Source organism: Achromobacter sp. SD115 (assembly GCF_017355315.1).
Classification (GTDB): domain Bacteria; phylum Pseudomonadota; class Gammaproteobacteria; order Burkholderiales; family Burkholderiaceae_B; genus Achromobacter; species Achromobacter xylosoxidans_B.
In genome coordinates this window covers 23863-36979 of the sequence record NZ_JADIJM010000015.1, presented here as the reverse complement: position 1 = coordinate 36979, position 13117 = coordinate 23863, and the positions used below count along the sequence as shown (strand labels likewise).

The 13117-nt window shown below is 64.3% G+C and carries 12 protein-coding genes; 9 read left to right on the top strand and 3 right to left on the bottom strand.

The annotated features are described in order from the left end of the window. The first annotated feature begins 51 nt into the window (after positions 1-51). The 6 genes from IPU70_RS20425 (at position 52) to IPU70_RS20400 (ending at position 6534) form a co-directional block, all read left to right on the top strand. Positions 52-363: an antibiotic biosynthesis monooxygenase gene (locus tag IPU70_RS20425; protein ID WP_207469794.1), complete on the top strand. Its 312-nt coding sequence runs from the start codon at positions 52-54 to the stop codon at positions 361-363. 52 nt (positions 364-415) lie between these two features. Further along, positions 416-1357 (top strand): LysR substrate-binding domain-containing protein, encoded by a 942-nt coding sequence (locus tag IPU70_RS20420; protein ID WP_013396763.1) that lies wholly within the window; start codon positions 416-418, stop codon positions 1355-1357. Positions 1358-1688: 331 nt separating this feature from the next. Next, positions 1689-2852: an ABC transporter substrate-binding protein gene (locus IPU70_RS20415; RefSeq protein ID WP_207469793.1), complete on the top strand. Its 1164-nt coding sequence runs from the start codon at positions 1689-1691 to the stop codon at positions 2850-2852. A gap of 142 nt (positions 2853-2994) precedes the next feature. Continuing rightward, positions 2995-3867 carry a branched-chain amino acid ABC transporter permease gene (locus IPU70_RS20410; RefSeq protein ID WP_054456919.1) on the top strand — a complete coding sequence of 291 codons (873 nt, stop codon included), beginning with the start codon at positions 2995-2997 and terminating at the stop codon, positions 3865-3867. Positions 3868-3870: 3 nt separating this feature from the next. Beyond that, complete coding sequence (locus IPU70_RS20405) at positions 3871-5793, top strand: ATP-binding cassette domain-containing protein (RefSeq protein WP_207469792.1); 1923 nt, start codon at positions 3871-3873, stop codon at positions 5791-5793. Positions 5794-5811: 18 nt separating this feature from the next. After that, entirely contained in the window at positions 5812-6534 is a 723-nt protein-coding gene (locus tag IPU70_RS20400) for an ABC transporter ATP-binding protein (protein ID WP_013396767.1), read from the top strand. Positions 6535-7405: 871 nt separating this feature from the next. On the opposite strand, the gene IPU70_RS20395 is transcribed toward IPU70_RS20400, so the two are convergent. The 3 genes from IPU70_RS20395 to IPU70_RS20385 form a co-directional block, all read right to left on the bottom strand. Beyond that, a complete protein-coding gene (locus IPU70_RS20395; RefSeq protein WP_207469790.1) occupies positions 7406-7831 on the bottom strand; it encodes an organic hydroperoxide resistance protein in 426 nt (141 codons plus the stop codon). Between the two features lie 143 nt (positions 7832-7974). Continuing rightward, complete coding sequence (locus IPU70_RS20390; RefSeq protein ID WP_013396769.1) at positions 7975-8436, bottom strand: MarR family winged helix-turn-helix transcriptional regulator; 462 nt, start codon at positions 8434-8436, stop codon at positions 7975-7977. A gap of 60 nt (positions 8437-8496) precedes the next feature. Then, the gene (locus IPU70_RS20385; protein ID WP_013396770.1) at positions 8497-9201 is read right to left on the bottom strand and encodes a Crp/Fnr family transcriptional regulator; all 705 of its coding nucleotides are present in this window, start codon (positions 9199-9201) and stop codon (positions 8497-8499) included. Positions 9202-9370: 169 nt separating this feature from the next. On the opposite strand from IPU70_RS20385, the gene IPU70_RS20380 reads away from it, so the two are divergent. The 3 genes from IPU70_RS20380 to IPU70_RS20370 are packed head-to-tail and all read left to right on the top strand — an operon-like array spanning position 9371 to position 13091. Then, positions 9371-11347 carry an AMP-binding protein gene (locus IPU70_RS20380; RefSeq protein WP_207469789.1) on the top strand — a complete coding sequence of 659 codons (1977 nt, stop codon included), beginning with the start codon at positions 9371-9373 and terminating at the stop codon, positions 11345-11347. Between the two features lie 5 nt (positions 11348-11352). Beyond that, positions 11353-12150 carry an ABC transporter ATP-binding protein gene (locus tag IPU70_RS20375; RefSeq protein WP_054456930.1) on the top strand — a complete coding sequence of 266 codons (798 nt, stop codon included), beginning with the start codon at positions 11353-11355 and terminating at the stop codon, positions 12148-12150. Between the two features lie 11 nt (positions 12151-12161). Beyond that, complete coding sequence (locus IPU70_RS20370) at positions 12162-13091, top strand: branched-chain amino acid ABC transporter permease (protein WP_013396773.1); 930 nt, start codon at positions 12162-12164, stop codon at positions 13089-13091. Positions 13092-13117 lie beyond the last annotated feature (26 nt).

Genomic DNA, 13117 nt, shown 5'->3' with positions numbered 1-13117 from the left:
CCTCCCGGCGGCCGATTTGCTTGCGCCCCCAGCCACGCCCGGAGTCCCACCATGTACAGCTCCACCTTCATCTTCGCCACGAAGCAATTCGACGATGATTTCCATCGCCTGGACCAGGCCATCGCCGCCGCCGCCCGAGCCATTCCGGGCTACCTGGGCGAAGAGAGCTGGGAAGATGCCGCGCGCGGCCTGATCTCCAACGTCTACTACTGGGAATCGCTGGAGGCGCTGGAGCAATTGATCCGGCACCCGGCGCACCAGCAGGCCAAGGCCGCGCAATCGCGTTGGCTCGACGGCTACCGCGTGGAAATCTCCCAGGTGCTCAGGCGCTACGGCGAGGGACTGACGCCGCCGTCCTTATAATCTGCCGGTTGCCATTCTTTCGTCGGGCGCAACACCGGCCCGCCAGACGATCATGCGCGGTCCCTCCCCCTCCAAAGATGTGCGCCTGCCGCCCCTGGCAGCCATTCAGGCCTTCGAAGCGGCCGCCCGCCTGGGCTCCTTCGAGCGCGCCAGCGAGGAACTCTTCGTCACCGCCAGCGCCATCGGCAAGCGCATTGCCGCGCTCGAGGCCATGCTGGACGTCACCCTTTTCATCCGCAGCAGCCGCGGCGCGACGCTGAGCTCTGCCGGGCGCGAGTACCTGGACCAGGTGCGCACCGCGCTGGATCTACTGTCGGACGCGTCGCTGCATAAGCGCGGCGAACCGAAGCTCGAACCCCTGCGGGTCGTCTCCACTCCCACCTTCGCCCGCCAGGTGCTGATCCCCGCCCTGCCCGGCTTCACCGCGGCCCATCCCGAGGTGGAACTGGAAATCATGCTGTCCATCCCCTACCTGGACATCATGCCGCCCAATGCCGACGTCTGGGTGCGCTTCGGCAGCGGCAAGTACCCCGGCCTGAACGCGCGCCAGCTGACGGCGGATCCGGTATTCGCGGTCTGCGCGCCAGGCTACCGCGACCAGCATGGCCCCTTCGAGCGGCCCGCGGACCTGGCGCGGGCGCAACTGCTGCGCTGTCCGATGGAGCCTTGGCGGCCGTGGCTGGCCGCCGCCGGACTGGACTGGCCCGAACCCGCGCGCGGCGTGTGGCTGGTGGACCTGGGCATCATGCTGGCGGCGGCGCGCGCCGGCCAAGGCCTTGCGCTCACGCGGCGCGCGCTGGCCGCGGAATGGCTGGACGAAGGCAAGCTGGTGCGCGTCCTGGACATCGAAATCCCCGGCGAAGCCCAGTATTACCTGTGCACCGAAACCGCGCGGCCGCCGGGCAAGGCGGTCCAAGCGTTTTCCCTATGGCTGGAAGGCGTGTGCAAACAGGTCTCCCAATGGCCACGCGGCCTGCCAGCCCGTCAGGAATAAATTTCCAGGCAGGGGCGGAACGAAATTCCGCGCAGCCCGTCGCCGCGCTGGCTAGGATGCGGCCAATGCAATGTCCCGTCCATGCCCGCCACGGCACGCAGCCTACTTCCCCCTTCCACACCCCAGGCAGCGCCGCAGCGCATGACAGGAACCCTCGTGCGTCCGTACTAGGTATTTACGCGGAAAAACCCCGTCGGGTCAGTTTCGCGTAAGTGATTAGGCAGACAGTCACGACACGCCACACAGGAGAGCGCCGCAGCAACTGATTTCCGCCGCCTGGCGCCGGCACACGGTTTTCCACGCAGTTCTACCAATTACAACGGAGACATCAATGGATTTTCGTTTGAAGCTGCTCGCAGGAACCCTTGCATTTGCCGCAACGGCCGCGGCCCACGCCGCCGACCCCATCAAGATCGGCGTGGCCGGCCCCTACACCGGTGGTTCGTCGTCCATGGGCGTCAGCATGCGCGACGGCGTGCGCCTGGCGATTGAAGAAATCAACAAGAACGGCGGCGTCATGGGACGCCAGCTGATCGCCGTCGAACGCGACGACGAGGCCAAGAACGAGCGCGGCGTGCAGATCGCGCAAGAACTGATCAATAAAGAGCAAGTGGCAGCCACCGTCGGCTACATCAATACCGGCGTGGCGCTGGCCTCCCAGCGCTTCTACCAGGACGCCAAGATCCCGGTGTTCAACAACGTGGCCACGGGCAGCGTCATCACGCACCAGTTCAAGGCGCCGGAATACCCGAACAATTACGTGTTCCGCAACGCGGCGCACGACAGCATCCAGGCCCCGATGATCGTGGAAGAAGCGGTGACCCGCCGCGGCTTCAAGAAGGTGGCGATCCTGGCCGACTCCACCAACTACGGCCAGCTCGGCCGCGAGGACCTGGAAAAGGCCCTGGACGCCAAGGGCATCAAGCCCGTGGCCGTCGAGAAGTTCAACATCAAGGACGTCGACATGACGGCCCAGCTGCTGAAGGCCAAGGCCGCCGGCGCCGAAGCCGTGCTGACCTACGGCATCGGCCCCGAACTGGCGCAGGTCGCCAACGGCATGACCAAGCTGGGCTGGAAGGTGCCGATCATCGGCAGCTGGACCCTGTCCATGGCCAACTACATCGACAACTCCGGTACCAACGGCGAAGGCGCGCGCATGCCGCAGACCTTCATCCAGGACCCGGACACGCCCAAGCGCAAGGCCTTCATCGACGCCTACCTGACCAAGTTCAAGCCCAAGAACAACCGCATCGACTCGCCGGTGTCGGCCGCCCAGGGCTATGACTCCATCTATCTGCTGGCCGCGGCCTTCAAGCAGGCCAACTCCACCGAAGGCCCGAAGGTCCGCGAGGCCCTCGAAAACCTGCAGACGCCTGTCGAGGGCGTGGTGATGACCTACAACAAGCCCTTCAGCGCAGACAACCACGACGCGATCACCGTCAAGGAAGTGGTCATCGGCGAGGTCAAGGGCGGCCGCGTGATCAAGGCCAACTAAGGTCCCGCAGCACATCCGGCGGCGGCTGCCCGGCCGCCGCCATCCGCGCCCTGCCTGCCAGGGCGCGGGTCTGCCGCCGCCTGAAAACCGCGTTCTGCCCAAGGGGGTTGGGACGGAACCACAGCGCTACACGACACACACCATGATTCTTCTACAGCTCATCTATAGCGGTATCGCGCTGGGCATGATCTATGCCGTCATCGCGTTCGGATACCAGCTCACGTTCGCCACGTCGGGCACCCTGAACTTCGGCCAGGGCGAAGCCCTGATGCTGGGCGCACTGGTCGGCCTGACGCTGGTCGGCCTGGGCGTGAACTACTGGGTGATGATACCCATCGTCTGCATCTTCGGATTCGCGCAAGGCGCGCTGGTCGAGCGCGTGGGCGTCAGGCCCGCCATCAAGACCCGCTCGGAGTTCGGCTGGATCATGGCCACCATCGCGCTGGGCATCATCTTCAAGAACGTGGCCGAGAACATCTGGGGCCGCGACGACCTGCGCTTCCCCTCGCCGCTGCCGGAAGCGCCGATCCAGGTACTGGGCGCCAATGTGCTGCCCATGGAATTGCTGGTGGTGTTCGGCGCACTGGCGATGATGCTGCTGGTGGAAGTCTTCAACCGCAAGTCCATCTACGGCAAGGCCTTCGTCGCCACCTCCAACGACCGCGACGCCGCCGGCCTGATGGGCATCAACACGGGCATGGTGATCACGTTTTCCTACGCGCTGTCTTCGCTGACGGCGGCGTTCGCCGGCGTGCTGGTCGCACCGCTGACCCTGACCGGCGCCACCATGGGCGCAGTGCTGGGCCTGAAGGCCTTCGCCGTCGCCATCATCGGCGGCCTGTCCAGCGGAATGGGCGTGGTGGTGGGCGGGCTGATCCTGGGGATCGCCGAAACGACCACCGGTTTCTATCTTTCGACGGGGTACAAAGACGTGCCGGGATTGGTGTTGCTGCTGCTCGTACTGACCTTCAAGCCCGCCGGCCTGTTCGGCAAGACCGCGATCAAGAAGGTGTAAGCGATGAAACCCTTGCACCTCCTGCTATCCATCGTGGCGGTGGCCTGCCTGGCCGCCGTGCCGCTGGGCGTGACCAACACGTACTATCTGCACCTGATCGAAACCATCATGATCTATTCGATCCTGCTGTTCGGGCTCGATATCGTGGTGGGCTATACCGGCCAGGTCTCGCTGGGCCACGCCGGCTTGTTCGGCATCGGCTCGTATGTCGCCGGCGTGCTGTTCTTCCACCTGCAGATGCCGATCTGGGTCATCCTGCCCGCCGCCATCCTGATCGCGGCGGCCTTCGGCGCGGTGCTGGCGCTGCCGGCGCTGCGGGTCACGGGGCCATACCTGGCCATGGTGACGCTGGCCTTCGGCACCATCATCCAGATCCTGATCAACGAGATGACCTTCATGACCGAAGGGCCCTTGGGCATCAAGATCCCCAAGCCGTCCATCGCCGGGCACGTGCTGAACAAGAGCGAGTACTTCTGGCTGGTCGCCGCATTGCTGGTGCTGTCGCTGATCGTGGTGCACCGTATCCTCAAATCGCACCTCGGCCGCTCGTTCGAGGCCCTGCGCGACAGCCCGATCGCGTCCGACTGCATGGGCGTGTCGGTCTACCGGCACAAGGTGTTCGCCTTCGTCATCAGCGCCGGCTTCGCCGGCCTGGCCGGCGCGCTGTACTCGTATTCGGAACAGTACATCTCGCCCAATACCTATAACTTCGAACTGACCATCCTGTTCCTGCTGGCCATCATCATGGGCGGCCGCAAGAGCCGCACGGGCGCGCTGCTGGGCGCTTCCATCATCGTGCTGCTGCCCAAGATGCTGGACGACATCTCGACCTTCCGCCTGATCGCGCTGGGCGTGGCGGTCCTGGTCACTGTCGGCAGCGTGATCGCTATCTCCAAGGGCCGCACCGAACCACGCCGCGTCGTCGTGCCGGTTGCCGGCACCATCCTGCTGGCGGTCTTCTCGTTCTGGCTGGAGGTGGTGACCGACTGGCGCCTGACGATCTTCGGCGCCATGATCCTGTTCGTCGTCTACTACCTGCCCGACGGCATCGTGGGCTTCGTGCGCAACCTGTTCTTCTCCAACCGCCGCGCCGCGCTCTCGGTCAAATCGGACCTGGTGAAAGAGCAGGAAGCCGTGCCCGATGCGGCCAAGGGCAAGGGCGACACGCTACTGGCGGCCAAGGGCGTGCTGATGCAGTTCGGCGGCCTGAAGGCGCTGAATCAGGTCGACCTGACCGTCAAGCGCGGCACCATCCATGGCCTGATCGGACCCAACGGCTCCGGCAAGAGCACCATGATGAACGTGCTGACGGGCATCTACGTGCCGACCGCCGGCGCGGTGGAATTCTCGGGCAAGTCACTGGTCGGCATGACCCCGGCCGACATCGCCGAGACCGGCATCGCGCGCACCTTCCAGAACGTGCAGCTGTTCGGCGAAATGACGGCGCTGGAGAACGTGCTGGTCGGCCTGCATCACACCTTCACCACGGGCCTGGCCGGCATCGCGCTGCGCACGTCCAAATGGAAGGGAGAGGAACAGGGCGCCCGCGCCCGCGCCATGGCGCTGCTGGAATTCGTGGGCCTGGAATCGCTGGCCAGCGAGGAAGCGCGCAACCTGCCCTACGGCAAGCAGCGCCTGCTGGAAATCGCCCGCGCCCTGGCGCTGGACCCGCAACTGCTGCTGCTGGATGAACCCGCGGCCGGCCTGACCGCGCCCGACATCGTCGAACTGCTGGCCATCATCCGCAAGGTGCGCGACCACGGCATCACGCTGATCCTCATCGAACACCACATGGACGTGGTGATGGGAGTCTGCGACACCGTGTCGGTGCTGGACTTCGGCCAGAAGATCGCCGAGGGCCTGCCCAACGAAGTGCAAAGCAACGCCAAGGTCATCGAGGCGTATCTGGGCGGCGCGCCCGCCTGACGCCAAGGGGACAACAAGATGCTATCGATCAAGAATCTGGAAGCGGGCTACGGCAAGGTGAAGGTGCTGCATGGCATCAGCATGGAAGTGCCGAAGGCCAAGGTGGTGACGCTGATCGGCTCGAACGGCGCCGGCAAGACCACCACGATGCGGGCGCTGTCCGGCATGATCCGCCCCACCGCGGGCGAGGTCACGCTGAGCGGCAAGCGCATCGACGGCCTGGAGTCCCACCGCATCGCGCGGCTGGGCCTGGCGCACTCGCCCGAAGGGCGGCGGGTGTTCCCGACGCTGTCGGTCACCGACAACCTGCTGTTGGGCGCTTTTCCGCGCCTGACGGGCAGCCGTCCGAAGGGCGACGTGCAGTCCGACCTGGGCCGCGCCATGGACCTGTTTCCGCGCTTGAAGGAGCGGCGCGATCAGCTGGCGGGCACGCTGTCTGGCGGCGAGCAGCAGATGCTGGCCATGGCGCGCGCGGTGATGCTGAATCCGGAACTGGTGCTGCTGGACGAGCCTTCAATGGGGCTGGCGCCGATCCTGGTGGAAGAGGTGTTCCGGATCATCGCGCGGCTCAAGGATGAAGGCGTGACGATGCTGTTGGTGGAGCAGTTTGCTGCTGCTGCATTGAATGTGGCGGATTATGGGTATGTGTTGGAGAACGGGCGGATTTCTGTGCATGGGAGCGCGGATAAGTTGAAGCATGATCCGGCTGTTGTTGCGGCTTATTTGGGTGGATCGCATTGAGGGCTTCAGTGTTGAGTTCTTGAGACGCCTGCCACGTCGGGGACTCGCGTAGGGCGGGGCAACGATTGCGGTCCGGAGCGTTCGCTCCGGACTTCCCCTTCGTCATCCTCGTTGTCGCCTCCGGCGACTGCCTTCGGATTCCCTCGGGCTTATCGACGCCCCGCCCTACGCGAGTCCCCGACGCGGCAGGCTGTGCTGCTTGAATCTTTACGGACGCTGGGGCGGTCTGTGTGCTTGGCGTTTTTTTCCGCATTGGGGTGTGGTGGCGTGTCTTGCGGGGCCCGCCCCAGGCCGGCCGCGCAGGCGGCCTTTTGGGGCTTACGCGGTGTCTTGCGTCGGCTGATGGCGCTGCGCGCAGTGGCTGCGGTATCACGTTTGCTCAGCCCAGCATCTGCAATTCAACTCCGATGCCGGATGGGCAGCGCGCGCGAGACACTCTGCATGCGCAAGCCACTGCCCATCGCGCGCCGCCCATCACCGCCCCACCCCCAGGACGGCGATGCCATCAGAAAGCAGCTGCCTGCATTCGCGCCAGCGACTACCATCGAAATCTAAAAAATTGCGTATGTCCTTTACGGCCGCCCGCGCGGCCGTAAAGGACCGGCAGATCAAGACTCGGCACTGACCGCAGCTCTAGCAGCGCGGCGACCCAAGACGTACGTAGCCCGTCGTTGCGTGCGGCGTGGCGGCTCGCAACCTCGATGCGCCCGAGGGAATCCGAAGGGAAGGCCGAAGGCCTGGACGAGGATGACAACGGGGAAGTCCGGAGCGAACGCTCCGGACCGCGATCGTGGGCGCGAGCCGCCACGCCGCACGCGACGACGGGCGGCCTACAAACAAGGCCGCCCGCCACTAGAACATCAAGCAACGGTCAGATAATCGTCAACGTCACGTCAATATTCCCACGCGTAGCATTCGAATAAGGGCAAACGATATGCGCCGCAGCCACCAGCTTCTCAGCCTCGGCCCGCTCCATCCCCGGCAACGAAATCTTCAATTCGACTTCGATCCCGAACCCCGTAGGAATAGGACCGATGCCAACAGCGCCGTCGATCGTCGCATTCGACGGCATGGCGATCTTGTCGCGGCCGGCGACGAATTTCATGGCGCCCATGAAGCATGCCGAGTAGCCCACTGCAAACAGCTGTTCCGGATTGGTGCCGGCCGCGCCCGCGCCGCCCAGTTCCTTCGGGGTCGTCAGTTTGACGTTCAGGTTGCCGTCGTCCGTGGCTCCCGTGCCTTCACGGCCGCCGGTAACGTGCGCATGAGCGCGATAGAGCACTTTTTCGATAGACATGATGCGTTTCCTTTTATGGAAATGGAGGTTGGACTGCCAGGCCCGGCGGGAACATCCCGTCATCGCCCTTACTAATTAAATAGTGCACTATTAAATAGCGCACTATTTATTAAATTTGACGATGGCGGGCATTGCCCGCCACTTCAAAGACTTGCGGTCAGCTTCTGCCGCAGCGCATGCAGCGTTTTCATCATACCTTGCGCCTCTTCCAACGAACACTGCGCGGCGTCCGCGATGGAATGCGGCACCGCCTCGGCCTGAGCGCGCAACTCGCGGCCCTGGCGCGTCAGGCCGACGATCACCTGGCGCTCGTCTTCGACCGCGCGCTGGCGCGTCACCAGGCCCGCCGCTTCCAGCCGCTTGAGCAGCGGCGTCAAGGTCGCGGAATCCAGGAACAGGCGCTCGCCGATATCCGTCACCGTGATCTCGTCGCCCTCCCACAGCACCAGCATCACCAGGTACTGCGGATAAGTCAGGTCCAGCCCGCGCAACAGCTTGCGGTACACCTTGTTCATCGCCAGCGAGGTCGAATACAGGGCGAAACACAACTGGCTGTCCAGCAGCAGCGGATTGAATGCCGCCTTGGGTTTGGATCGTGATTTCATTGCGCAATATTAAATAGCGCGCTATTTATCGTCAAGCTTTTTTTTCGTACGGCCTGTGCACTAGGCCGGTTCTCCTTCGACCGCCGCACGATCCGACCCGTATTGCTTCAGGCCGTCCAGGTCCAGCACCCGGACCGCGCCGTACTCCACATTCAACAGGCCGGCCTCTTCCAGCTTGCGCAGCGCCTGGTTGGCGCGCTGGCGCGACACCCGGGCCAGATAGCCTACCTCTTCCTGCGTAATCGCCAGGCGCATCCCCATGCCGGGGTACAGCAAAGGGTTGAAGAGCTCGGCCAGGCAGCGGGCCACGCGCGCGTCCGGATCCAGCAGGCGGTCGTACTCCGCCTTGCCGATGAACTGCGCCACGCGTTCGTTCAATTGGTGGAGCAGATAGCGGTTGAACGGAATGCTGCTGTCCAGCAGCCAGTCGAAGGTGGCGGCCGGCAGGCGCGCCACCACCGAATCCCGCAGCGCAACGATGTCGTACTTGCGGATCTCGCGCTTGAGCAGCGAGCCTTCGCCTATCCAGCCGCCGGCCGGCACGCCGGTCAGCGAAGCCACCTTGCCTTCGGCGTTGCCCACCGAAACCTTGACCAGTCCCGCCAGCACGCCTATCCAAGCCTGTGCGAGTTCACCTTTGCGCTCTATGATCGACCCGGCAACCACCTGCTGCACGGTCAGGTCCCGCTCGACGCGTTCTTGCTGATCGCGGCTGAGCACGCGAAACCAGGCGGCGGCGAGTTGCAGGGAGTCGGCTAGCTGCATCGGGAATACCCTAAAAGTTCCTTGAATGTCGCGATGGTGACAGTTGGTAGCAACCCAACCTTATACCTTAACTCCTGCCGTAAATCTAAAACCAACTGGTCAAGCGCTTCATCGCCACCGCCGCTCTCGCGGACTCCTGGCCCGATGCGCCCAAACCGGAGGAGACATCGTGGCACATACACCGCCCGCATCTGCACGGATGCCGGCTGCGCTGGATACCTTTCCGGCGCTGCTGTTCACGCATGCCAGCGTTCGCGGGTCGCGGCCCGCCATACGCGAAAAAGATCTGGGGATCTGGCAAACCCTTACGTGGTCCGAAGTGGCGGAGCATGTCCGGCACGTCGCGCATGGCTTGGCCGCACTGGGCATCAAGCCCGGCATGCATGTGGCGGTCATCGGCGAGAACCGCCCGCGCCTGTACATGGCCATGATGGCCGCGCAGTCGCTGGGCGCGATCCCCGTGCCGCTCTACCAGGACGCCGTCGCCCAGGAAATGGTCTACGTGCTGCAGGACGCCGAGATCAGCGTCGCCATCGTCGAAGACCAGGAACAGGTCGACAAGATGCTGGAGGTCCTCGAGCAATGCCCCGCGCTCAAGCACGTGGTGTACGACGATCCGCGCGGCCTGCGCCACTACTCCGACCCCATGCTGCGCTCGTATGAACAGCTGGAAGAACTGGGCCGCGAATACGCCACGCAGCATCCTGATTTCTTCGAGCAGGCGGTAGCCACCGTGCAGCCGCAAGATCCGGCCGCCATGTTCTATACCTCTGGCACCACCGGCAAGCCCAAAGGCGTGGTGCTCACGCACCATGCGCTGATCGACCGCGCGCGCGCCGTGTCCGAGATGGAAAAGCTGACCGACCAGGAAGACGTGCTGGCCTACCTGCCGCCCGCCTGGATCGGCCAGAACATGTTCTCGTACACGCAGTTGCTGGTCACGGGCTTTACGGTGAACCATCCCGAATCGCCCGATACTGTATCGATCGACATGCGCGACATCGGGCCGACCTACTACTTCGCGCCGCCGCGCGTGCTGGAAGGCCTGTTGACGCATGTGATGATCCGCATGGAAGACGCGGGGCTGATCAAGCGCAAGCTGTTCGCGGCCTGCATGAAGCTTGCGCGCCGCGTGGGTACCCGGATCCTGGATGGCGAACAGGTCAGCGCCTGGGACCGCCTGCGCTACGCGCTGGGCAACGTGATGATCTATGGCCCGCTGCGCAACGCGCTGGGCATGAGCCGGGTGCGCGTGGCCTACACCGCGGGCGAGGCCATCGGCCCCGACCTGTTCGTGTTCTACCGCTCCATCGGCATCAACCTCAAGCAGCTCTACGGCTCCACCGAAACCTCGGTCTTCGTCTGCGTGCAGCCCGATGGCCAGGTACGTGACGACACCGTCGGCCCGCCCGTCGACGGCGTGGAAATCCGCGTGGCCGACAACGGCGAGATCCTGGTCAAGAGCCCGGGCCTGTTCAAGGAGTACTACCGGAACCCCGAAGCGACCGCCGAAGCGCGCAGCGCCGACGGCTGGTTTCACACGGGCGACGCAGGCTATCTGGACACCGACGGCCAACTGAAGATCATCGACCGCGCCAAGGACGTGGGCAAACTCGCCAACGGCAGCCTGTTCGCGCCCAAGTACATCGAGAACAAGCTCAAGTTCTTCCAGCACATCAAGGAAGCGGTGGCCTTCGGCGCCAACCGCGAAGACGTGTGCGCCTTCATCAACATCGACCTGGAAGCCGTGGGCAACTGGGCCGAACGCCGCGGCATGCCCTATGCCGGCTACACCGACCTGGCGTCCAAGGACGAGGTCTACCAGCTGATCGCGGAATGCGTGGAGCAGGTGAACGCCGACCTGGCCACCGACCCCAAGCTGTCGGCCTCGCAGATCAGCCGCTTCCTCATCCTGCACAAGGAACTGGATCCGGACGACGACGAGCTGACCCGCACGCGCAAGGTGCGCCGCGCCTTCATCGCGCAGAAGTACGGCGTGCTGATCGACGCGCTGTTCGGCGGCAAGCAGTCGCAGTTCATCGAGACCGAAGTGAAATTCGAAGACGGACGCACCGGCAAGATTTCGGCGGACTTGAAGATCCGCCCGGTCAAGACCTTCCCCGCCATCACCGCCAAGGCCGCGTAGAGATCATGAGCAACAACGACCGCGACCAGCGCATCGGCGACGTCATGCTGGACATGCAGAATATCTCGCTGTCCTTCGGCGGCGTGAAGGCGCTGACGGACATTTCCTTCAATGTGCGCGAACACGAGATCCGCGCCATCATCGGCCCCAACGGCGCCGGCAAGAGCTCGATGCTCAACGTCATCAACGGCGTCTACACGCCGCAGCAGGGCGGCATCGAGTTCCGCGGAGAGCGCTTCTCGCGCATGAATCCGCGCCGCGCCGCCGAAATGGGCATCGCCCGCACCTTCCAGAACCTGGCGCTGTTCAAGGGCATGAGCGTGTTGGACAACATCATGACCGGCCGCAATCTGCGCATGAAGTGCGGGCTGCTGGCGCAGGCCTTCCGCCTGGGCCCGGCCGAGCGCGAAGAGATCAAGCACCGCGAGTTCGTCGAGAACATCGTCGACTTCCTGGAAATCCAGGCCTACCGCAAGACGCCCGTCGGCCGCCTGCCCTATGGCCTGCAAAAGCGCGTGGACCTGGGCCGCGCGCTGGCGATGGAACCGCGCCTGCTGTTGCTGGACGAGCCGATGGCCGGCATGAACATCGAAGAGAAGCAGGACATGAGCCGCTTCATCCTGGACGTAAACGACGAGTTCGGCACCACCATCGTGCTGATCGAGCACGACATGGGCGTGGTGATGGACATCTCGGATCGCGTCGTGGTGCTGGACTACGGCAAGAAGATCGGCGACGGCAAGCCGGACGAGGTCCGCGCAAACGAAGACGTGATCCGCGCCTACCTCGGCGTGTCGCACTAAGGCGGACAGACATGGGATTTTTTCTAGAGACCTTATTCGGCGGCCTGATGAGCGGCATGCTGTATGCGCTGATCGGCCTGGGCTTCGTGCTGATCTTCAAGGCATCCGGCGTCTTCAACTTTGCGCAGGGCGCGATGGTGCTGGTCGCCGCGCTGTCCATGGCGCGCTTCTCGGAGTGGCTGCCGCGCTGGTTCGGCTTTGACAACATGATCCTGGCCAACGTGCTGGCCTTCATCGTCAGCGCCATCGTGATGTTCCTGCTGGCGGTCGCCATCGAACGCTTCGTGCTGCGCCACCTGGTCAACCAGGAAGCCACCACCCTGCTGATGGCGACGCTGGGCATCAGCTACTTCCTGGATGGCCTGGGCCAGATCACCTTCGGCAGTTCGGTGTATTCCATCAACGTGGGCATGCCCAAGGATCCGCTGATGATCCTGGATTCGGTCTTCGAGGGCGGCTTGTTGATCAACCTGGAAGACCTGACGGCGGCGGTGATCGCTGCCCTGCTGGTGGCCGCGCTGGCGCTGTTCTTCCAGTACACCTCGACCGGCCGCGCCCTGCGCGCGGTGGCCGACGACCACCAGGCCGCGCAGTCCATCGGCATTCCGCTGAACCGCATCTGGGTGATCGTCTGGAGCGTGGCGGGGCTGGTGGCACTGGTGGCCGGGATCATCTGGGGCTCGAAGTTCGGCGTGCAGTTCACGCTGTCCACCGCGGCGCTGCGGGCGCTGCCGGTGGTGATTCTGGGCGGGCTGACCTCGGTGCCGGGCGCCATCCTGGGCGGCCTGATCATCGGCGTGGGCGAAAAGCTGTCCGAGGTCTATCTGGGGTCGCTGGTAGGCGGCGGTATCGAAATCTGGTTCGCCTATGTGCTGGCGCTGGTGTTCCTGCTGTTCCGTCCGCAAGGGCTGTTCGGCGAGAAGATCATCGACCGTGTCTGAGCCCACAGGCCCTCTAGGATAAAAAC